The organism is Microbacterium oryzae, assembly GCF_030406385.1.
Lineage (GTDB): Bacteria > Actinomycetota > Actinomycetes > Actinomycetales > Microbacteriaceae > Microbacterium > Microbacterium oryzae_A.
Genome location: NZ_JAUEPM010000005.1, coordinates 66,161 through 87,597 on the forward strand (window position 1 = coordinate 66,161; position 21,437 = coordinate 87,597).

19 protein-coding genes and 1 riboswitch are annotated in these 21,437 nt (G+C 70.6%); of the genes, 7 read left to right on the plus strand and 12 right to left on the minus strand.

The features are described 5' to 3' along the window. Positions 1-71: 71 nt before the first annotated feature. The gene (locus tag QWJ90_RS09125; protein WP_436836696.1) at positions 72-1,934 is read right to left on the minus strand and encodes a phosphoenolpyruvate carboxykinase (GTP); all 1,863 of its coding nucleotides are present in this window, start codon (positions 1,932-1,934) and stop codon (positions 72-74) included. Positions 1,935-2,046: 112 nt separating this feature from the next. Between QWJ90_RS09125 and QWJ90_RS09130 the strand changes: the two genes are divergently transcribed. After that, positions 2,047-3,504 (plus strand): XRE family transcriptional regulator, encoded by a 1,458-nt coding sequence (locus QWJ90_RS09130; protein WP_290107427.1) that lies wholly within the window; start codon positions 2,047-2,049, stop codon positions 3,502-3,504. A 54-nt stretch (positions 3,505-3,558) separates the two neighbouring features. On the opposite strand, the gene QWJ90_RS09135 is transcribed toward QWJ90_RS09130, so the two are convergent. Further along, the gene (locus tag QWJ90_RS09135; RefSeq protein ID WP_290107428.1) at positions 3,559-4,440 is read right to left on the minus strand and encodes a bifunctional methylenetetrahydrofolate dehydrogenase/methenyltetrahydrofolate cyclohydrolase; all 882 of its coding nucleotides are present in this window, start codon (positions 4,438-4,440) and stop codon (positions 3,559-3,561) included. Between the two features lie 3 nt (positions 4,441-4,443). Further along, positions 4,444-5,742 carry a serine hydroxymethyltransferase gene (glyA, locus tag QWJ90_RS09140; protein ID WP_290107429.1) on the minus strand — a complete coding sequence of 433 codons (1,299 nt, stop codon included), beginning with the start codon at positions 5,740-5,742 and terminating at the stop codon, positions 4,444-4,446. Between the two features lie 33 nt (positions 5,743-5,775). Continuing rightward, a riboswitch (ZMP/ZTP riboswitch) is annotated at positions 5,776-5,859 on the minus strand. 72 nt (positions 5,860-5,931) lie between these two features. Here glyA and QWJ90_RS09145 point away from each other — a divergent pair. The 3 genes from QWJ90_RS09145 to QWJ90_RS09155 all read left to right on the plus strand — a co-directional run bounded on the left by QWJ90_RS09145 (position 5,932) and on the right by QWJ90_RS09155 (position 8,941). After that, a complete protein-coding gene (locus QWJ90_RS09145; RefSeq protein WP_290107431.1) occupies positions 5,932-7,101 on the plus strand; it encodes an N-acetylglucosamine-6-phosphate deacetylase in 1,170 nt (389 codons plus the stop codon). Between the two features lie 230 nt (positions 7,102-7,331). After that, the gene (locus QWJ90_RS09150) at positions 7,332-8,129 is read left to right on the plus strand and encodes a hypothetical protein (RefSeq protein WP_290107433.1); all 798 of its coding nucleotides are present in this window, start codon (positions 7,332-7,334) and stop codon (positions 8,127-8,129) included. Next, positions 8,126-8,941: an alpha/beta fold hydrolase gene (locus QWJ90_RS09155; RefSeq protein ID WP_290107435.1), complete on the plus strand. Its 816-nt coding sequence runs from the start codon at positions 8,126-8,128 to the stop codon at positions 8,939-8,941. Before QWJ90_RS09150 ends, QWJ90_RS09155 begins: the two co-directional genes overlap by 4 nt. Positions 8,942-8,952: 11 nt before the next feature. Here QWJ90_RS09155 and QWJ90_RS09160 read toward each other — a convergent pair whose 3' ends face one another. Genes QWJ90_RS09160 through QWJ90_RS09170 form a run of 3 tightly spaced genes read right to left on the minus strand, consistent with a single transcriptional unit; the run spans position 8,953 to position 12,712 of the window. After that, positions 8,953-10,758, minus strand: a complete 1,806-nt coding sequence (locus QWJ90_RS09160; RefSeq protein ID WP_290107436.1) for a helicase HerA-like domain-containing protein — start codon at positions 10,756-10,758, stop codon at positions 8,953-8,955. A 31-nt stretch (positions 10,759-10,789) separates the two neighbouring features. After that, positions 10,790-11,449 carry a phosphatase PAP2 family protein gene (locus QWJ90_RS09165; RefSeq protein WP_290107438.1) on the minus strand — a complete coding sequence of 220 codons (660 nt, stop codon included), beginning with the start codon at positions 11,447-11,449 and terminating at the stop codon, positions 10,790-10,792. A gap of 27 nt (positions 11,450-11,476) precedes the next feature. Then, complete coding sequence (locus QWJ90_RS09170) at positions 11,477-12,712, minus strand: multidrug effflux MFS transporter (protein WP_290107617.1); 1,236 nt, start codon at positions 12,710-12,712, stop codon at positions 11,477-11,479. A 305-nt stretch (positions 12,713-13,017) separates the two neighbouring features. Here QWJ90_RS09170 and QWJ90_RS09175 point away from each other — a divergent pair, with 305 nt between their 5' ends. Beyond that, on the plus strand, positions 13,018-13,731 hold the full coding sequence (locus QWJ90_RS09175; protein WP_290107439.1) for a DUF3105 domain-containing protein: 714 nt from the start codon (positions 13,018-13,020) through the stop codon (positions 13,729-13,731). Positions 13,732-13,736: 5 nt separating this feature from the next. Beyond that, complete coding sequence (locus tag QWJ90_RS09180; protein ID WP_290107440.1) at positions 13,737-14,390, plus strand: DUF305 domain-containing protein; 654 nt, start codon at positions 13,737-13,739, stop codon at positions 14,388-14,390. Positions 14,391-14,481: 91 nt separating this feature from the next. On the opposite strand, the gene QWJ90_RS09185 is transcribed toward QWJ90_RS09180, so the two are convergent. The 6 genes from QWJ90_RS09185 to QWJ90_RS09210 all read right to left on the minus strand — a co-directional run bounded on the left by QWJ90_RS09185 (position 14,482) and on the right by QWJ90_RS09210 (position 20,357). Further along, a complete protein-coding gene (locus QWJ90_RS09185; RefSeq protein ID WP_290107442.1) occupies positions 14,482-15,411 on the minus strand; it encodes a carbohydrate ABC transporter permease in 930 nt (309 codons plus the stop codon). Further along, positions 15,411-16,544, minus strand: a complete 1,134-nt coding sequence (locus QWJ90_RS09190) for a carbohydrate ABC transporter permease (RefSeq protein WP_290107443.1) — start codon at positions 16,542-16,544, stop codon at positions 15,411-15,413. The genes QWJ90_RS09185 and QWJ90_RS09190 overlap by 1 nt, the downstream gene beginning before the upstream one ends. Positions 16,545-16,553: 9 nt before the next feature. Continuing rightward, on the minus strand, positions 16,554-17,891 hold the full coding sequence (locus QWJ90_RS09195; protein WP_290107445.1) for an ABC transporter substrate-binding protein: 1,338 nt from the start codon (positions 17,889-17,891) through the stop codon (positions 16,554-16,556). A gap of 193 nt (positions 17,892-18,084) precedes the next feature. After that, positions 18,085-18,468 (minus strand): 50S ribosomal protein L7/L12, encoded by a 384-nt coding sequence (gene rplL / locus QWJ90_RS09200; RefSeq protein ID WP_156243067.1) that lies wholly within the window; start codon positions 18,466-18,468, stop codon positions 18,085-18,087. Between the two features lie 51 nt (positions 18,469-18,519). Next, positions 18,520-19,035 (minus strand): 50S ribosomal protein L10, encoded by a 516-nt coding sequence (gene rplJ / locus QWJ90_RS09205; protein ID WP_156243066.1) that lies wholly within the window; start codon positions 19,033-19,035, stop codon positions 18,520-18,522. Positions 19,036-19,316: 281 nt separating this feature from the next. Then, entirely contained in the window at positions 19,317-20,357 is a 1,041-nt protein-coding gene (locus QWJ90_RS09210; RefSeq protein WP_290107447.1) for a hypothetical protein, read from the minus strand. Between the two features lie 144 nt (positions 20,358-20,501). Here QWJ90_RS09210 and QWJ90_RS09215 point away from each other — a divergent pair, with 144 nt between their 5' ends. Then, on the plus strand, positions 20,502-21,188 hold the full coding sequence (locus QWJ90_RS09215; protein ID WP_290107449.1) for a YqaJ viral recombinase family protein: 687 nt from the start codon (positions 20,502-20,504) through the stop codon (positions 21,186-21,188). Positions 21,189-21,437 lie beyond the last annotated feature (249 nt).

The following is a 21,437-nucleotide window of genomic DNA, read 5'->3' on the forward strand; positions in this document are numbered from 1 at the left end:
GGGGGCGGGCCGTGCGCGTGCGCCGCTCGGCGTGCGGTCCGGGCGACGCGGCGGAAGGCCGTCTGTGCGGATCAGGCCTTCGCGTTCTGAAGGCGGCCGCGCAGGGCCGCGAGCTGGGAGCGCAGCGCCGCCGGGAGGCGGTCGCCGAACGTGTCGTAGAACTCCTCGGTGAGCTTCGCCTCGGCGAGCCAGGAGTCCGCGTCGATCTCGAAGAGCTCCTCGAGGTCGGCGGCCGGCAGGTCGAGCCCGTCGAGGTTCAGCTCGTCGACGACGGGCAGCAGGCCGATCGGCGACGGGATGGCCTCGGCCTCGCCCTGGAGACGGCGGATGATCCAGTCCACGACCCGCGAGTTCTCGCCGAATCCCGGCCAGAGGAAGCGGCCATCCGCGCCTCGGCGGAACCAGTTGACCTGGAAGATCCGCGGCAGCTGCTCGGCGGTGCCGCCCATCTCCAGCCAGTGAGCGAAGTAGTCCGCCATGTTGTACCCGCAGAACGGCATCATGGCGAACGGGTCGCGGCGCAGCTCGCCGAGGGTCCCCTCCGCGGCGGCGGTGCGCTCGGAGGAGATCGTCGACCCGAGGTACACGCCGTGCTCCCAGTCGAACGCCTCGACGACGAGCGGCACGTTCGTCGCGCGGCGTCCGCCGAACAGGATGGCGTCGAGCGGGACCGCGTCCTCCCAGTCGTCCGAGATCGACGGCGCCTGTGCGGCGCTCACGGTGAAGCGGGAGTTCGGGTGCGCGGCCGGGAGCCCGGAGTCCGGGGTCCAGTCCTGCCCCTGCCAGTCGATGAGGTGCGCGGGCGTCTCCTCCGTGAGCCCCTCCCACCACACGTCGCCGTCGTCGGTCAGCGCGACGTTGGTGAAGAGCACGTCCTCGCGCAGGGTCTCGACGGCCGTGATGTTGGTCGTCACGCCGGTGCCGGGCGCGACGCCGAAGAAGCCGGCCTCCGGGTTGATCGCGTGGAAGCGCCCGTCCTCGCCCGGGCGGATCCACGTGATGTCGTCGCCGAGCGTCTGCACGCTCCAGCCCGGGATGGTCGGACGCAGCATCGCGAGGTTCGTCTTGCCGCAGGCCGAGGGGAACGCGGCCGCGACGTGGTATTCCCGACCCTGCGGATCGACCACTCGGATGAGGAGCATGTGCTCGGCCATCCAGCCCTGGTCGCGCCCGAGGACCGACGCGATGCGCAGCGCGTAGCACTTCTTCGCGAGGATGGCGTTGCCCCCGTAGCCGGAGCCGAACGACCAGACCTCGAGCGAGTCCGGGAAGTGGACGATGTACTTCTCGTCGTTGCAGGGCCAGACCGCGTCGGCCTCGTCGGGACGGAGCGGGGCGCCGACGGAGTGCACCGTGCGCACCCACTCCGCCCCCTCGGCGATGAGGCGCGTGACCTCCTGGTCGACCCGGGTCATGATCTGGATCGAGGCCACGGCGTACGGGCTGTCGGTGATCTGCACGCCCAGCTTCGACAGCGGACCGCCGACCTTGCCCATCGAGAACGGGACGACGAACATGGTGCGGCCGCGCATCGAGCCGTGGAAGAGCGGCTGGATGGTCTCGCGCATGCGGGCGGGCTCCGCCCAGTTGTTCGTCGGGCCGGCGTCCTCCTCGCGCTCGGAGCAGATGAACGTGCGCGACTCGAGGCGGGCGACGTCGCCGGCGTCGGAGCGGGCGAGGAACGAGTTCGGGCGCTTCTCGGGGTCGAGCCGGATCAGCGTGCCGGTGGCGACCATCTGGTCGAGGAGCGCGGTGCGCTCTTCTTCGCTGCCCGACACCCAGTGGATGCGATCGGGCTGCGTGAGGGTCGCGATCTCGTCGACCCACGCGATGAGGGCCGCCATGCCGGGTCCGGGTCCGTCGAAAGCGGGCCGCGCGCCCAGCGCGGCGGGGTCGTGGGCCGCGTGAGGGGCGAGGGATTCGGCGATGGCCATCAGAGCTCCTTCGATGTGATGCGGTGTCGCTCTGCCAGGTTCTCGCGGTTCTGGAACTCTTTTACGCCAATTCGACCGGAAAGAAGCAGAGATCTTTCGCTATCATCAAGGAATGCCGCCGACCACCGAGCACAAGTCCGGGATCGAGCTGAAGACGCTCGGCCACCGCATCCGTCACCACCGCGTGCTGCGCGGGCTCACCCTCGACGAGCTCGGCGCGCTCGTCGGTGTCGCCGGCAGCCAGCTCAGCCTCATCGAGAACGGCAAGCGGGAGCCGAAGCTGTCGCTCCTGCAGACGCTCGCGGATGCGCTCGGCACCCACGTGACCGACCTCATCTCCGGCGAGCCGCCGAACCGGCGCGCCGCTCTCGAGATCGAGCTGGAGCGCGTGCAGTCCAGCCAGGTGTTCCGTCAGCTGGCCATCCCCCCCATCAAGGTGACGAAGGGCCTCAGCGACGAGACCATCGAGTCGATCATCGGCCTCCACCGCGAGCTGCAGCGGCGTGAGAACGAGGCGAGCGCGACGCCCGAGGAAGCACGCCGCGCCAACACCGAGCTGCGCCTGCGGCAGCGCGCGGCGGACAACTACCTCCCCGAGATCGAGGAGCTCGCGGAGCGCCAGCTGCGCGCGGCGGGGCACACCGCCGGCGCGCTCAAGCACCGGACCGTGAGCATCATGGCCGAGCAGCTGGGCTTCGAACTCATCTACGTCAACGACCTGCCCTCGTCGACGCGCTCGATCACGGACATCGAGAACGGCCGCATCTACCTGCCGCCGGCGTCCATCCCCGGCGGCCACGGCCTGCGGTCGATGGCGCTGCAGGCCATGGCGCACCGCCTGCTGGGGCACGAGCGCCCCACGGACTACGCGGACTTCCTCCAGCAGCGCCTCGAGATCAACTACTTCGCCGCCTGCTGCCTCATCCCGCAGACCGCGGCCGTGGCGTTCCTCGACCGCGGTCGCAAGGAGCGCAATCTCGCTGTGGAGGATCTCCGCGACGCGTTCGGCGTCACGCACGAGGCCGCCGGCATGCGGATGACGAACCTGCTGACCAAGCACTTCGGGATGCCGCTGCACTTCCTCCGCGTCGGCGGCCAGGGGCAGGTGGAGCGCGTCTACGAGAACGACGGGCTCCCCCTCCCCGAGGACGTGACGGGCGCGGTCGAGGGTCAGATCGTCTGCCGCAAGTTCGCCGCGCGCAACGCGTTCGAGCAGCAGAACCGCACCACCGAGCACTACCAGTACACCGACACCCCCGCCGGCACCTTCTGGTGCGCCACGCAGACCGGATCGCGCAGCTCGGGCGAGTTCTCCATCACCGTCGGCGTCCCGTTCGACGATGCGAAGTGGTGGCGCGGGCGGGAGACCCAGGCGCGCGCGGTGTCGACGTGTCCCGACGAGTCCTGCTGCCGGCGCCCGCAGAGCGTCGCCGAGTCGCCCTGGCGCGGCAAGGCCTGGCCGAGCGCACGCGTGCACACGCACATCTTCTCGCCGCTTCCCCGGGGCGCGTTCCCCGGGGTGGACGACCTCGAGGTGTACGAGTTCCTCGATCGTCACACCGCGCACTGACCGAGACGACGAAGACCGCGGCCACCGGCCGCGGTCTTCGTCGTCTCAGCGGGCTCAGGCGAGCGAGCGCTCGGCGGCCTCCACCACGTTCGTCATGAGCAGGGCGACCGTCATGGGCCCGACTCCCCCGGGGTTCGGCGACACGAAGCCGGCGACCTCGGCGACGTCGGGCGCGACATCTCCGTACACCTTCTGCTTGCCGGTCTCCTGGTCGATCTCGCGCGTCACGCCGACGTCGAGCACGGCGGCACCGGGCTTGACGTCCTCCGCGCGCACGAGGTGCTTCACGCCGGCGGCGGCGACGATCACGTCGGCCCGGCGCAGGTGCTGCGCCATGTCGACGGTGCCGGTGTGGGTGAGCGTCACCGTGGCGTTCAGGTCGCGGCGCGTGAGCAGCAGGCCGATCGACCGCCCGATGGTGACACCGCGACCGACGACGACGACGTGCTTGCCGCGCAGGTCGTACCCGTTGCGCAGCAGCAGCTCGATGACACCACGCGGCGTGCACGGCAGCGGAGTGTCGATCGGGCTGTTGACGTTGAGGACGAGGCGTCCGAGATTCGTCGGATGGAGGCCATCCGCGTCCTTCGCGGGGTCGATGCGCTCGAGGATCGCGTCGGTGTCGATGTGCTTCGGCAGCGGCAGCTGCACGATGTAGCCGTGGCACGACGGGTCGGCGTTCAGCTCGTCGATGAGCGCCTCGACGTCGGCCTGCGTGGCGTCCGCCGGCAGCTCGCGCTGAATGGAGTTCATGCCGATCGCGACCGACTGCTTGTGCTTCATGCCGACGTACAGCTGCGAGGCGGGGTCGGCGCCGACGAGCACCGTCGCGATGCCCGGCGTGACGCCGCGCTCCTTGAGCGCCGCCACCCGTTCGGTGAGCTCGGCCTTGATCGCCGCCGACGCGGCCTTGCCGTCCAGAATCTGTGCGGTCATCCGTCAGGCGCCCGCGTAGCCCTGGCCGACCTGCTCCAGCTCGGGGTAGAGCGGGAAGGCGTCGGCGAGCTTCGCCACGCGCTCGCGCAGCGTGGTGACGTCGGCGCCGGGGAGCAGCGCGAGCGCGATGATGTCCGCGACCTCGGTGAACTCCGGCTCGCCGAAGCCGCGCGTCGCGAGGGCGGGCGTCCCGATGCGCAGGCCCGAGGTGACCATCGGCGGGCGCGGGTCGTTCGGCACCGCGTTGCGGTTCACCGTGATCTGGATCTCGTGCAGGAGATCCTCCGCCTCCTTGCCGTTGATGGCGGCATCGCGGAGGTCGACGAGCACGAGGTGCACGTCGGTGCCGCCGGAGCGGACCGAGATGCCGGCACCCTGGACGTCCTGCTGCATGAGGCGGTCGGCGAGGATGGCCGCGCCGCGGACGGTGCGCTCCTGGCGGTCCTTGAAGGCGTCGGTGGCCGCGAGCTTGAACGCGGTCGCCTTCGCGGCGATCACGTGCATGAGGGGGCCGCCCTGCTGCCCGGGGAACACCGCGGTGTTGATCTTCTTCGCGAGGTCGGCGTCGTTCGTGAGGATGAAGCCCGAGCGGGGGCCGCCGATCGTCTTGTGCACCGTGGAGGAGACGACGTGCGCGTGCGGCACGGGGCTCGGGTGCACGCCCGCGGCGACGAGCCCGGCGAAGTGCGCCATGTCGACCCACAGGTACGCGCCCACCTCGTCGGCGATCGCGCGGAACGCGGCGAAGTCGAGCTGGCGGGGGTACGCCGACCAGCCCGCGATGATGACCTTCGGCTTGTGCTCGAGGGCGAGGCGGCGCACCTCATCCATGTCGACGAGCGACGTCTCCGGGTCGACGCCGTACGCGACGATGTCGTAGAGACGCCCGGAGAAGTTGATCTTCATGCCGTGCGTGAGGTGGCCGCCGTGGTCGAGCGACAGGCCGAGGATCGTGTCGCCGGGGCGGGCGATCGCGTGCAGCACGGCGGCGTTCGCGGTCGCGCCGGAGTGCGGCTGGACATTCGCGAACTCGGCGCCGAACAGCTCCTTGGCGCGCGCGATCGCGAGCTCCTCGGCGACGTCGACCTCCTCGCAGCCGCCGTAGTAGCGGCGGCCGGGGTAGCCCTCGGCGTACTTGTTCGTGAGCACGGATCCCTGCGACTGCAGCACCGAGACGGGTACGAAGTTCTCTGAGGCGATCATCTCGAGGAAGCCGCGCTGGCGGTTCAGCTCGCGCTGCAGCACCTCGGCGATCTCCGGGTCGACCTCGGTCAGGGGGGCGTTGAACAGCGGATCGGTCATGGCGATCTCCAGACGACAGACAACAGGGGTTTTCGCTCCGGCCCAGGCGTGCGGTCGAATGCCGTCTCGGTCGCTTCCCGGTGGTTCACCACCTCAACGCCAGTCGCGACGCGAACAGCATAGCCGAAGAGCGGCGGATGACCCTGCCTCCGCGATGAGGGAGGGCGCGCGATGTGGGAGGGTCGTGGCATGAGCATGGTGATCCATTCCGCGCTGCTCGTCTCGGGCGGCCGCGCGGTGCGCGACGGCTGGATCCGAGTCGAGGGCGGCGGGATCGTCGGCCAGGGCGATGGCGAGGGATGGCGCGCCGCCGCGCAGGCAGGTGACGACGTGCTGGACGCGGTCGACATCGCCGGCCAGGGTGCCGTCCTCACACCCGGGCTCATCGACCTGCACGGCCACGGCGCGGCCGGCGCCGCCTACGACGACGGGACCGATGCGATCCGACGCGCGCGAGCCCACCACCGGCGTCACGGCACCACCCGTGCGGTGGTGTCGCTCGTCACGGCGAGGCTCCCGGATCTCGAGGCCCGCGTCACCGAGATCGCCCAGCTCGCCCGGCAGGACGACGACGTCCTCGGCAGCCATCTCGAGGGGCCTTTCCTCGACCCCGCTCACCACGGCGCGCACGAGCTCTCGCTCCTTCGCGCGCCCGACGCGGACGCCGTGACGCGCCTGCTCGCGGCCGGAGTCGTCGACGGAGCACAGACCATCCGGCAGGTGACGATCGCACCCGAGCTCCCCGGAGCGCTGGCGGCGATCCGGCAGATCGTGGCGTCGGGGGCGATCGCCGCGATCGGGCACACCGACGCCGACGCGGCGACGACCGCGGCGGCGATCGACGCGGGGGCGACCCTCGTGACGCACGCGTTCAATGCGATGCCGGCCATCCACCATCGCCGCCCGGGACCGATCCCCGTCGCCGCGCGCGAGGAGCGGGTCGTGCTCGAGCTCATCGCCGACGGCGTCCACGTCGACGATGCGGTCATGCTCCTGCTGCTGCGTGCGGCGCCCGGCCGCGTCGCGCTCGTCACCGACGCCATGGCGGCGACGGGGATGGCCGACGGCGACTACACGCTCGGGTCGCTGGAGGTCGTCGTGGCGGACGGTGTCGCTATGGTGCGGGGCACCGATACCATCGCCGGCTCCACGCTCACGCAGGATGCCGCCGTGCGCCGCGTCGTCGCGCTGGGGGTGGACCTCCCCGACGCGGTCGATGCCGCGACCGGCGTGCCGGCCCGAGTGCTCGGGCGCGAGGATCTCGGGTCGCTGCGGGTCGGCGCCGTCGCCGACGCGGTGCTCTGGACGCGCGATCTCGAGGTGCTGCGCGTGTGGACGGCGGGGGTCCCGGAACACTGAGCTCGCTCCTCGGGTGGCGCGACGAGCCGAACGGGTGGGAGGATGAACGAGGCCCAGAACCCGAACCGGCCGATCCGATCGTGCGTCGCCTCACCCGGCAGTCGCCGTGACGAGCACGAACCGCACCTATGACGACAGACGACGACAGCCCCCGCGACACCGAGGCACCGGATCCCGCCGGCGCCTCTGCACGCGGTCCGGGCAGCGCTGTCGCCCATCCTCGATCGCGCATGCGGACGATCGGCGGCCTCGTGGGAGCGGGTCTCGCGGCGGCAGTCGTGGCGAGCGCCGCACTCGCCGCGTCGCTCGGCGGCGGATTCAGCCCGAGCGGCGAGGACCGGTCTTCCTTCGTGGATGGCGCCGCGAGCGCATCCATCGAAGCGTCCGACGAGCTGCTCCCCGGCCCCACCCCCGACGCCGAGATGCCGCCCGCCGAGCCGACACCTCAGCCCACCGACGACAGCCGGGACCCGTCGCGTCGCCGGGCGGTGCTGCCCGCCCCGAAGGCCGAGCCGACGCCGACCGAGGCGCCCCGTCCGGAGGTGACAGCGGCCCCCGAGGCGACGCCGGCACCCGACCCGACCCCGCTGCCGAGGGCGACGCCCGCGCCGAAGGTCACGGTCGAGCCCGTGCCCGAGGCCACTCCGGAGCCGCTGCCGGAGGCCACCCCGGACCCCGACGTCGCTCCGGAGCCGGAAGCGACACCCGAGCCGACGCGGGACCCCGAGCCGCAGCCGGCTCCGACGCCCGCGCCCGATCCGCATCCCGCTCCCACGCTCGCTCCGCTGCCGGAATCCACGGCGCCCCCTGCACCGTTGCCGACCGCGGCACCGGCGCCGGAAGCGGCCCCTGAGGACGCCGTCTCCCCCGAGCACGACGATGGGGTTGTTCCGGAGGAGGACGACGGCGTCGAGACGCCCGAGAACGACGCCGAGCAGTCGACCCCGGACGACGACTTCGCCGTGCCCGCCCCGGCTCTCGCCGCGCCCGCGCGCCCGGAGTCCGCCGCGGCCCGGCCGCGCGCGTGAAACCGGCATACGGGCCCGAGTGGGCGCGGCATGACGCGACCGCGGCGGACGGTGCGCGGCTCGCGTACTGGAGCGCGGGAGACGGCGACCCGCTCCTCCTCATCGCCGGGCAGGCCGTCGACCACGGGTCGTGGCAGATCGTCGGGCCGGCGCTCCTGCCCGGGCGGCGGGTGATCATCTTCGACCACCGGGGCATCGGCGAGAGCGAGTCGGGCGAAGCCGAGCGCTTCACCACGCGGCTGTTCGCCGACGACGCCGTGCGCATCCTCGACGCCGCCGGAGCGGATCGGGCCGACGTGCTCGGTCACTCCATGGGCGGCCGCGTCGCGCAGTGGCTGGCGGTGGATCATGGCGACCGGCTGCGACGGCTCGCCCTCGTCTCGACGTCCGCCGGCGATGCGCGCGGGTCGCGGCGGTCCGATGCCGCCGACCGCGCCATCCGCTCGTCCGACCCCCGGCAGGTCGCCTCCGTCTTCTGGGATGCCGACCGGCAGGACCTCGTCCGGCTGCTCGCGGTCGGGCGGGACCGCACCGCTCTCGCCCGCCATCACCGGGCCAGTCGGAAGCACGATGCACTCGCCGCGCTCGGCGGCGTCACGACGCCCACGCTCGTGCTGCACGGCGAGCACGACGAGCTGACCCCGGTGGATCATGCGCGGATCCTCGCGGCGGCCATCCCCCGAGCGCGCCTCACGGTCGTAAAGGACGCGCGTCACGGCATCGTGCTCGACGGCGGACTCGGCCTGCAGATCGCCGATCGCTTCCTGCGGCGCCCGCCGCGGACATCCGACCCCGCGGCGAGCGCGACGTAGCCCTGACGGGATCAGCGACGTCGGCCGGTGCCGAACATCCCGCGGATGACGCTGTTGACGAGCGTCGTCGCGGCGGAGCCCACCACCCGTTCGACGATGCGATCCGTGCTGGATCGCGTGCTGCGCCGGGTGGTCGTGCGCCTCGCCGTGCTCTTCAGAAGCCGGTCGTACTCGCGCTGCGCCCGCTTCTCGATGGCCGCCTGCTGCCGCTCGTACTCGGCATCGATCCGCGCCTGCTCGAGCGCCGCGTCCTCCGCCGCTGCGGCTTCAGCCGCCGCCTTCATCTTGGCCGTGAGGATCTCGTACGCCGACTCGCGATCCACGCTCTCGCCGTACCGCGGCAGCAGCGGCGAGCCGGCGACGGCCCGCTCGATCTCCGCCGCGGGGGCGGCGTCCATCAGCCCCTGCGGCGCGCGCAGCCGGGTCCAGGCGACCGGGGTGGGCGCGCCCTCCTCGCTCAGCACGGTGACGATCGCCTCCCCGGTCGCGAGCTCCTGGAGCACCCGCTCGAGCGCGTACTGCGATCGGGGGTACGTGCGCACCGTGGCGCGGAGCGCCTTCGCGTCGTCGGGTGTGAACGCGCGCAGCTGGTGCTGCACGCGGGAGCCGAGCTGAGCGAGCACGTCGGCGTCGATGTCCTTCGGAGTCTGCGTCACGAAGAAGACTCCGACGCCCTTCGAGCGGATGAGCCGGACGGTCTGGGTGATCGCGGCGAGGAAGGGCTTCGACGCGTCGCGGAAGAGCAGGTGCGCCTCATCGAGGAAGAACACGAGCTTCGGCTTGTCGAGGTCGCCGACCTCCGGCAGCACCTCGAAGAGCTCCGCGAGGAGGTACATGAGGAAGGTGGAGAACAGCGCCGGCCGCTCGGCGACGCCCGCCACCTCCAGCAGTGACACGATGCCACGGCCATCCGCCGCGACGCGCAGGAGGTCGAGGACGTCGAACTCGGGCTCGCCGAAGAACGCATCCGCGCCGCTCTCGGCGAACGCGACGAGCTCGCGGAGGACGACGCCCGCCGTCGCCGAGGAGATGCCGCCGATCGCGCGCAGCTCGTCTTTGCCCTCGTCGCTCGTGAGATGCATGAGCACCGCCCGGAGGTCGGCCAGATCGACGAGCGGCAGGCCGGCCTCGTCCGCGTAGTGGAACACGAGGGCCAGGCTCGATTCCTGCGTGCGGTTGAGCCCGAGCACCTTCGCCAGCAGCAGCGGCCCGAAACCCGTGACGGTCGCGCGGACGGGAACCCCGGTCCCCTGCCCGCCGAGGGCGAGGTACTCCACGGGCGTCGCCGCCGGCTGCCAGTCCTGCCCGATCCCGGCGGTTCGGCGGGTCACCTTCTCGCTCGCCTCGCCGGGCACGGCCATCCCGGTGAGATCGCCCTTGATGTCAGCGGCGAAGACCGGCACGCCGTGTGCGGCGAGCTGCTCGGCGAGACTCTGGAGCGTGCGGGTCTTCCCGGTGCCGGTTGCGCCGGCGATCAGCCCGTGCCGGTTCAGCATCGCCAGCGGGATGCGCACCTGCACGTCGGCGAGCGGCTCGCCGTTCACGAGCGCGCCGAGGTCGACCGCGGCGCCCGGGAAGCCGTATGCCGCTGCGACGCGTCGCACCTCCTCCGGCGAGAGGATGGCCGCGGGCTCGACGGCCAGCGGGGTCGCGTCCGAGGGCGGCACGCTCGCGTCCGCTCCGGCCGCCTTCGCGGCCGCCGCCTCCGCCGCGGCGAGTCGAGCCCGCGCCTCGGCCGCGCGGAGCTCCGCCTCGGCGAGCGCGGCCTCCGCACGCAGACGCTCGAGCTCAGCGGAAGAGCGGTCTTCGGGACACATGGCCTCACCCTGGCGACGAGCGCGGGGGCCGCTACGCGGCGACGGCGCCATTCCCACGGTCCTCACGCAGCTTCACGCGTCGGTCCTGCTCGCGAAGGAGCCGAGCGTTCATGATCCCCGCGACCAGCAGCGCGACGCCGACCCCGATGAGCGCGCCCCCGGCCGTGTCGCTCGCCCAGTGGGCGGAGAGGTACGTGCGGGCGAACGCCATCGCGACCGTCCAGACCACCGCGACCACGGCCATCCACCAGCTCGGGAAGAGCACCCACAGCGCGAACACGACCGTCGCCGCATTCGCCACATGCCCCGAGGGGAATGAGCCGGCGTCGACCACGACGAGGATGTCCTCGGGGCGCTGCCGGCTGAAGAGCTGCTTGAGCAGCTGCACGAACCCCGCGCTGACCGCCGTGGCCACGAGGAAGTACAGCGCACCCCATCGGCGACCCGTCGCGAACAGGATGGCCGCGATCGCGAGCGGCAGGATGAGGATGGCCCACCATCCGCCGCCGACGTCGTCGAGCAGGAGCGAGACCCACAGCTGCGCGCCGGATGGGGGTTGCGAGAGCACATCGGACCACCAGGTGTCGATGTCGAACGGGTCGCGGTGCAGCACCGTGGCCCATCCCAGCACCGCTGCCACCGCGATGAGGGCGATCCCCCACCACACCATGCTCCGCCGCCACGTCGTCATCGGGCCATTGTGCCCGAGCGCGCGGTTTCAGTCGGCGAGCTTGCCAAGCGTGCGCGGACGCACTATGACCCATAGCGACACGACGGCGATCGCGGAGCAGCCGACCATGACGCTGGCCATGGTCGTGCCCGTGATGCCGGATCCGGCCGAGATGACGCCCACGAGCGGCGAGACGAGACCGGCGACGCCGTTGTTCGTCGCGCCGAGGATCGACGCCGCGGTGCCCGCCGCCTCGGGGTGCCGGTCGAGCGCGAGCACCTGACCGCACGGGAAGGTGAAGCCGCACATCGACATGAAGACGAACAGCGGCACCATGATGCCCCACACGCCGAGCTCGAGCTGGTCGCACACGACGATCGCGGCGCCCGCGAGAAGCAGCACCGCCGTCGAGAAGGCGAGCACCCACTGCGGCCCGAAGCGGGCGGCGAGTCGCGCGGCGATCTGGTTGCCGATGACGAGGCCGATCGAGTTCGTCGCGAACAGCGCCCCGTACTGCAGCTGGGAGAAGCCGTACGTCTGCTGGAACAGGAACGATGATGACGAGAGGTACGAGAACAGTCCCGAGAACGTCATCGCCGCGATGAGCAGCACCCCCAGGAACACACGGTCGGTGAGGACGACGCGGTAGCGGTGCCAGACCGACACGGTCTCGTGCGCGACGCGGTCGGCGGCGGGGCGCGTCTCCGGCAGGGCGAAGATCGCGCACAGCAGCATGATCACGCCGTAGGACGCGAGCACGATGAACAGCCCGCGCCACGGGAACACCGACAGCAGCGCCGAGCCGATGAGCGGCGCGATGACCGGGGCGACGCCCGTGACGAGCGCCAGCCGCGAGAGCATGACGACCAGCCGTCGCCCGCCGAAGAGATCGCGCACCATCGCCATGGCGACCACGCCGCCGGCGGCCGCGCCCATTCCCATCAGCACGCGCGCGGCGCCCAGCAGCTCGAGCGAGGGTGCGAGGGCCGCCGCGACACTCGCCAGCACGTGCAGTCCCGTGACGATGAGGAGGGGACGCCGTCGGCCGACCTTGTCGCTCAGCGGCCCCACCACGAGCTGCCCGAGCGCGAAGCCGATCATGGTGCCGGTGAGGGTGAGCTGGATGGCCGCGCTCGTCGTCGCGAAATCACGCTCCAGCAGCGGGAACGCCGGCAGGTACAGGTCGATCGTGAACGGGCCGAGCGCGGTGAGCGCTCCCAGCAGCAGCACGTACGCCAGCCGGCGTCGGCTCGAGAGGGCGTCGCCGCGGTGCGTGGTGGGCATCTCGCCCGCCGCCGCCCGCGCGTAGTCGGGCAGCGCGATCGTCCCCGTGGGCACCGGGAGGATGCCGGTGGCGGTCGGGATGATGCCGGTGCGCGGGTCGCGGGAGGAGCGGGATTCGTGAGTCATCGTGGGCGTGGGCGCTGCTTTCGCGGACGAGAGGGACGGGAAATGAAGAATGTCCCTGACGACGGCGGAGGAATCCGCGCGAAGGGGACGACGGCCATCCTATGGGTTTGCCCTGGCCATCGGCTGTCTCGCCGCGCACTCCCAGCCGGCCGCCGCATTCGCGCGCATAGGATCGGAGCGTGTCGACGCAGAAGCGCCCTCAGCAGTCCAGTGGCAACCCCGCGAAGCAGGCCCAGATCGCGCAGAGCATCAAGCAGCAGCGCGAGGCGCAGCGACAGGAGAAGCTCGCCGAGTACCAGCGCCAGCTGAAGCGCCGCCAGCGGGGCAGGGTGCTCTGGTGGACGGTCGGCTCCGTCGCCGCGGTGGCCGTCGTCGCGGCCGTGGTGGCCTCGTTCGTCTTCGCGCCGGCCTCGAAGGACGCCTCGTACGACATCGGCGGAACCGGCGCCGAGATCGAGGGCGTCGAGACGTTCTCCAACACGAACACGCACGTCGAGGGCACGGTCGACTACGAGCAGACGCCGCCGGCAGGCGGACCGCACAACGCCTACTGGCTGAACTGCGGCGTCTACACCGAGCCGCAGCAGAACGAGAACGCCGTGCACTCCCTCGAGCACGGGGCGGTGTGGGTGACCTACGACCCCGAGCTCGTGAGCGACGAAGACGTCGAGACCCTCGAGGGGTACCTCCCCTCGAGCTACGCGATCCTCTCCCCCTACCCCGACATGGGCACGCCCATCGCGGTGAGTGCGTGGAACGCGCAGCTGAAGGCCGACTCCGCCGACGACGAGCGGATCGCCGACTTCTTCGAGGAGTACTGGCGGAACGACAGCGTGCCGGAGCCGGGCGCGGTATGCACGGGCGCGATCGACGGCCCCGGGAAGGTCGGCTGAACCGGATGACCGATGCCCCGCGGCGCGTGCGGTGGATCGCGGTCGCCGTCGGCGTCGTCCTCGTGGCGGCGCTCGCCTTCGCGGCCGGGCGCTTCACGACGTTCGGGGCGCTCGCCGAGGCGGGCGGGACGGATGGCGGGCCGAACGCCGCCGACGCCGGCTTCGCCCGCGACATGCAGGTCCATCACGCCCAGGCAGTCGAGATGGCGATGATCGAGTACCGCTCCACCGCCGACGACGAGCTGCGATCGATCGCCTACGACATCGCCACCGCGCAGTCCGCGCAGCGCGGCGAGATGTTCGGGTGGCTCGTGGAGTGGGATCTGCCGCAGGCGGGTGACCCGCTGATGTCGTGGATGGCCGACGCGGGGCATGCGCACGGCGCGAGTTCCGCGACGGCGGAGGAGCTCGAGGCGCAGATGGGCATGGCGTCGGACGAGGAGCTCGCGCGGCTCGCGGCGCTCGACGGCGCCGAGCAGGACTGCCTCTTCCTCGGCCTCATGATCCGCCATCATGCTGGCGCGGTCGAGATGACCGATGCCGTCGTCCAGCTCGGCAGCGCGCCGCGCGTGATCGAGACGGCGCGGAACATGGGTCAGGCGCAGACCGCCGAGATCGCGGCCATGGAGTCCGCGCAGCGGCGCGTCGGCTGCGGCTGACCTCCTCTCCACACGGCATGTCCCGGTTGTGCACCCCAAGCGACCGCTTTGAGGTGCATAACCGGGACATGCCGAGTGGGGCTGCGTGGAATCAGCCCTTCGCGGACCCTGCCAGCAGGCCCCGCACGAAGTACCGCTGGAGGAACAGGAACACCAGCAGCGGCACGATGATCGCGATGAACGCGCCCGCCGTGAGCAGATGCCAGTCCTGACCTCGGGAGCCCGTCATCTGCGCGAGCAGCTTCGTGATCGGCGCCACGTTGCCGTCGGCGAAGATCAGCGCCACCAGCAGGTCGTTCCAGACCCACAGGAACTGGAAGATCGCGAACGACGCGATGGCCGGCATGCTGAGCGGCAGCACGATGCGGAAGAAGATCTGCCCGTGCCCCGCTCCGTCCACGCGCGCGGCCTCGATGACGTCACCGGGGATCTGCGCGATGAAGTTGTGCAGCAGGAAGATCGCCAGCGGCAGGCCGAAGATCGTGTGCGCGAGCCACACCTGCGCGTAGCCCGACGACCCGACGGCCTGGATCACCGGAACGCCGAACAGCGTGCCCTGGGAGAACAGCTGCAGCAGCGGGATGAACGCCATCTGGATCGGCACGATCTGCAGGGCGAAGACGAGCACGAACAGCACGTTCTTGCCCTTGAAGTCCATCCAGGCGAACCCGTACGCGGCGAGCGTCGCGAGGATGAGCGGGATGATCGCGGCCGGCAGCGTGATCGCGAACGAGTTCACGAACGACCCCAGCAGCGTCAGGCCTCCCGTCGAGGTGTTGAGCGCCTCGACGTAGTTGTCGATCGTCCAGCCCCAGTTCTGGAAGACCGTCCACCATCCGGTCGTCTGGATCTCCACCCGCGGACGGAACGAGGAGATGAAGATGCCGAAGGTGGGGATCGTCCAGAGCACGGCGATCACGAGAGCCGCGATGGTCGCCCACGGCGACGTGAGGCGGCGTTTGGTGTCGTTCAGAACCCGTCGCTGCGACCTGCCGGTCGTGACGGTCTCGGTGGCGGTCATCAGCGCACCTCCCTCTGCGCCTTGAGCTGACGCGCGTTGTAGATGACCAGCGGCAGCACGAGCACGAACAGGACCACGGCGTACGCTGCGGCTCGTCCGCCCTCGAAGCTGCGGAACTGCGAGTACATCTCGTTCGCGAGCACCGAAGTGTTGTTGGCACCGGCGGTCATGGTGCGGACGATGTCGAAGATCTTCATCGACGCGATGGCGATCGTCGTCAGCACCACCACGATGGATGGCCGGATGCCCGGCACGACGACGTTCATGAACCGCTCGTAGGCGTTCGCCCCGTCGAGCTCAGCGGCTTCCAGCTGCTCCGTCGGAACGCCCTTGATGGCGGCCGAGAGCACCACCATCGCGAAGCCCGTGTAGATCCAGACGAACACCACGATGAGGAACAGCGTGTTCCACGGCTCCACCTGGAGGAACGACACGGGGCTGCCGCCGAGCCAGACGATGATCTGGTTGACGAAGCCGATCTGATCCGCGTCGGCCGGGCGCGCGGTGTACATGAACCGCCAGATGATCGACGCGCCCACGAACGAGATCGCCATCGGCAGGAACACGAGGATCTTGTAGACCTTCTCCCCGCGCGTCTTGTCGATGAAGTACGCGTACACGAGGCCGACGACCGTCGACACCACCGGCGCGACGAGCACCCAGACGATCGTGTTGACGACCGTCCGGATGCCCTGCGGCTGCGTGAAGATCCAGATGAAGTTGTCGAGCCCGATGAAGCGCGTCCCACTGGCGTTGAACATCGACTGCCCGAACGTCTGGATCACCGGGAAGATCAGGCCGACGATGAGCAGCAGCAGCGCCGGAGCGAGGAACCCGACCAGCTGGAAGAGGTATCCCGCCCCCTCCTTCCCGCGGTAGTCGAGCCAGAAGAACAGCAGTCCGAGCGCACCGGCGGCGATGATCGCCCACCAGTACGACTGGAGGATCCACATGATCCCCAGCGGCAAGAGCACGCACGCGGCGAGCCGGATGTACGTGTACACCCGGCCCGCACGCGGCGCGATCTCGATGAAGAAGAGCAGGATGCCCACCGCGACGAGGAACACCCCGATGATGATCGGGATCTCCAGCCAGGGTGAGAGCGTGCTCAGCCAGTCGAGGAACGCTTTCATGGCCGGTCGTTACTCTTCCGGCCAGCCCGATTCGATCTGCTCCAGCACGTCGTCGGTCGAGGCGCCGTTCACCCAGTCGCGCATGCCCGTCCAGAACGTGCCGGCGCCGACGGCGGAGGGCATCAGGTCGGAGCCGTCGAAGCGGAACGTCGTGTCCTCGTCCTGCAGGATCTCGATGGCCGCCTTCAGGATGGGGCTCTGCGCGTTCTCGGGGTCGAGCCCGTTGTTCGCGCTGATCACACCGCCGAGCGAGACGCGGGAGTTCGCCCACTCCGGGCTGGAGAGGTACTCCTGCACCTTCACGACGTTCTCGTCGTCGCTGAACGCGCCGACGATCTCGCCACCGCCGGTGATGACCTGACCCGACCCGGCTTCGACGGGAGGCAGCATGAAGGCCCAGACATCGCCGTCCTCGCCCACCTCGCCGCCGGCCTCGGCGATGAACCCGTCGAGGAACGACGCCTGGTGCGTCAGGAGGCAGTCTCCGGAGACGAGTGCGTTCGCCACGTCGCCGAAGGGCGTCGATCCGATCGAGGCGACATCGCCGAAGCCCGCGTTGACGTAGTCGGGGTTCAGCAGGATCTCGCCCGTCGCGTCGAAGGCCGACTTGATCTGCGGGTCGGTGAAGGGGACCTCATTGGCGACCCACTGGTCGTACACGTCGGGACCGGACTGACGGAGGACGAGGTCCTCGACCCAGTCGGTCCCCGGCCATCCGGTCGCCGCGTCGGAGCCGAAGCCAGCGCACCAGGGCGCTTGGCCCGTCTCGTCGCGGATCTGCTGCGTGAGATCGAGAACGCCTTGCCAGTCGGTCGGGATCTCCCAGCCGTTCTCCTCGAAGGTCTGGGGCGGGTACCAGATCCACCCCTTCGCGCTCGCCATGAGGGGCGCGCCGTAGACGGTGCCGTCCTGCGACGCGTACGTCTCCCAGTCCTCGGCCCAGTACTCGCGGAGGTTCGAGACGACGCCCTCGGGTGCCTCCATGATGTAGCCGCGGCTCGCCATGTCGGCGAGGAGGCCGGGCTGCGGGAAGATCGCGAGGTCCGGCGGGTTGCCGCCCTGCGCGCGAACGGCGATCTGCGCCTCGAACTCCTGCGAGCCCTCGTACACGATGTCGATGCCGTTCTCCTCCTCCCAGTCCGCCCAGGACTCCTCGAGGAGTTCCGCCTCGGCGTCGACGATCGTGCCGTAGACGGTCACCTGCGCGGAGCCGCCGTCCCCGCCTTCCTCTCCGCCGCCGCCACCCGAGGAGGCGCCCGGTCCGCTGGTACATCCCGCCAGAGCGAGGCTGGCGATCCCCAACCCGCTCGCGGCGAGGAGGATGCGCTTGCGTCCTGCAGTCATCATCGTCTGCTCCTATCTCGAGCACTCGGGTAACAGTGCTGTGCATCCCAAGCTATGAGCGATAGGAGCGCTTCCACAACGTCTCAACAGTCACGGACGGGTAACTTCCGCTTCCTCCCGCCCCACGGCGGACGCACGAAGGCCCCGGGCACAAGCCCGGGGCCTTCGAGAAGCGAGTTCTTCGCGGGGAAGAGACTTACTTGAGGGTGACGGTGGCGCCGGCGCCCTCGAGGGCCTCCTTGGCCTTCTCGGCCGTCTCCTTGTTGGCGCCCTCGAGGACGGCCTTGGGAGCGCCGTCGACGACAGCCTTGGCCTCGCCGAGGCCGAGCGAGGTGAGCTCGCGGACGACCTTGATGACCTGGATCTTCTTGTCGCCAGCGGCCTCGAGGACCACGTCGAACGAGTCCTTCTCCTCGGCCTCTTCGGCCGGGGCGGCGGGGCCACCAGCAGCCGCGACGGCGACCGGGGCAGCAGCGGTGACGTCGAAGGTCTCCTCGAACGCCTTCACGAACTCGCTGAGCTCGATGAGCGTGAGCTCCTTGAACTGGTCGAGCAGCTCTTCGGTGCTGAGCTTCGCCATGATGTATCTCCTACTGTTCGGGGTTTGTGGGGTTGCTGATACGCAGCCTGATCAGGCCGCGTTCTCCTGCTTCTCGCGCAGCGCCTCGACCGTGCGAACGGTCTTCGACAGCGGCGCCTGGAAGAGGGCGGCAGCCTTCGACATCGATGCCTTCATCATGCCCGCGACCTTGGCGAGCAGGACTTCACGGCTCTCGAGGTCAGCGAGCTTGCTGACCTCCTCAGGGCTGAGAGCGGCGCCATCGAAGTAGCCGCCCTTCACCACGAGAAGAGGGTGTGCCTTGGCGAAGGCGCGCAGACCCTTGGCGACGGCGACGGGGTCGCCGTGCACGAAGGCGACGGCCGACGGACCCTTGAGGTCGTCGTCCAGCGCCGTGATCCCCGCGTTGTTCGCGGCGATCTTGGTCAGCGTGTTCTTCACCACGGCGTACTCCGCGTCCTGACGGATCGCGCTGCGGAGCTCCTTGAGCTCGGCAACCGTCAGACCGCGGTACTCGGTGAGCAGAACGGCGGTCGAGCTCTCGAACTGCTTCGTGAGCTCGGCGACCGATGCTTCCTTCTGCGCCATGGCCACTCCTTGATTGTCCTGAGGTGCTCCACGGAGGTGGGGCACCGGCCGCACCGCCCGCCCCGACAAAGAAAAAAGCTCCGGCGCAAGCGCACGGAGCTCGATTCCCGTTCTCACGGGATACGTTCGTGACACCTGCGCGGGCCCCTGCTTCGCAGAGCTTCGATCATCGTGCACTTGCGCACACGACGATGACCGGCGGTCTTCGGCTTGATACAGCGTACCTCACGCGACCGGCGCGGGCCAAATCCGGGCAGGGCCGCGCGCCAGACGATGTCGTCTCACCGAAAGGACACGGGTTTGCGCCGAATACCGTGTCCGCTCGACGAGACGACATCGTTTGACGCCGGGAGGGGCACGTGGAACGCGGCGAGGTGCTTCGCGAAGGCCGCCGGGTCGCGTGCCTCGGCCATCCCCCACCGGATGGTGCGCCAGCCGGTGACGCCGCGCACGCCGTCCTCCCGCCTCTTCTCATCGAGCACGACCTCCTCGACCGTGCGACCTCCTCGCATCCCCGCGTCGAGGTACTTCCCCCGTCCGTCGAACTCGCCGAAGACCTTCGCCTCGTCGAGCGCGAAGTCCATCCACCACCATCCGCCAGCGGGGTTCGCCACCGGAACCTGCAAACGCGGCGTGAAGCCCAGGCGGTGGAGCTGCAGCCGACTCAGCGACTCCCCGGGAAGCTGCGCCCGGCCATCCGCGAATCCGATGAGCCACTCGGCCTGGCGCAGCCCGCGCGCACCTCGGGCGTCCGCGATCCGGCGATGGAGCACCGAGCGCCAGGCGGCTTCCTTCTCCTCGTCCATCGCGCGATGGTCCAGGGCCGCGGCAGCGAGTCCGGCGTCGAGGATGGCGATGGCCCGCTCCGCGGGCTCGCTGCGGGCCACGTCGAAGAGCGTGCGATCCACTCCCGTGCAGCGGATTCCGTCCACCTCGGTGATGTCCTGCTCGTCGAGGGCCAACCGGTGTCGGGCGACGTCACCCGTGCCGGATGCGCCGGCCTCGCCGGGAAGCGTGACGTGCACGCGCTCCGGTCGGGCGCCGACGAGGGGGAACCCGTGCAGGACCGCCGCCGAGACGTGCGAGACCACGACGCCGCCGTCGCGCATCTCGCACGTGGCCGCGACGACGTCGACGAGGTGCTGCTCGCCCGGGTGGAGGCCGTTCCAGAAGTCCGCGACCACGTACCAGCCCTGGCGGACGCGCCTCAGATCACCCCGGCGCACCGCCTGCTGGATGCGCGACGGGCGCCAGCCTTCGATTCGCAGCCGCTCCCGCGACCACAGATGTCGGAGCACCTCGTTCACGCGCAGGTCGGCCATCCCCCGATGCTCGCGCCGACCCGATGACCGATGCGGCACGGGGGATACCTTGACCGACGACGCGCCGCGTGACGGTTGCTGCGCAGAAGCCGACGCGCGGGCGGTGTCAGGGATGCCGTCAGGGGTCGGCGTTAGGGTCTATTCGTGACCCCCGAAATCGCCGCCCGGATCGTCGCGGACTCCCGCGACCGGGTCGCATGGCTGCGAGCGCGGTCGCAGGGGATCACCGCCACCGACATCGCGACGATCACCAGCGAGCGCGTCATCCCGCGTGCGGCGGAGCAGAAGCTGCGCGGGTCGTCCTTCGGCGGCAACGCCTACACCGACCACGGTCGGCGCCGGGAGCCCGAGATCGCGGCCTGGGTCGCGGCGACACACGGCATCCAGCCCTCGAGCGCCCTCTTCCACGCGACCGTCGAGCGCCGGCACCTCGCCACACCGGACGGCATCACCGTCGACACCAGCGGCCGCGTCCTCCTCGCAGAGATCAAGACCACGAACAAGACCTGGCGGTCGATCCCCCGCACCTACCTCCGTCAGGTGTGGTGGCAGCAGCACGTGCTCGGCGCCGAGCGCACGCTGTTCGCGTGGGAGGAGCACCGCGACTTCCAGCCCCTGCACGACGAGCCGAAGTCGGTGTGGATCGATCGCGACGACGTCGAGATCGGCAAGCTCGTGAAGCTCGCGACGGCGCTCATCGACGAGCTCTACCGCCGCACCACCGGCAAGGAGCTACCGCAGCGTCCGATCGCGGAGACCGCGCCGGCTCTCACTCCGCGCGAGCGGGCCCTCCAGCGCTCCGCGTATCGCGCGCTCGCCCTCTCCGACTGAGCTGCGCGCCTGAAAACGGCCACGGAGCGCCCGCGGCGCCGCCGGCCGCCCCTCCCGCTCCCGTGTCTCACTCCACGCGGCCATCCGCCGACCAAACCCGCACCAACTGAGACACGCCCCGCCGAACCCGACCCCCGTGTCTCACTCCACGCGGCCATCCGCCGGTCAAACCCGCACCAACGGAGACACGCCCCGCCGAACCCGACCCCCGTGTCTCACTCCACGCGGCCATCCGCCGACCAAACCCAC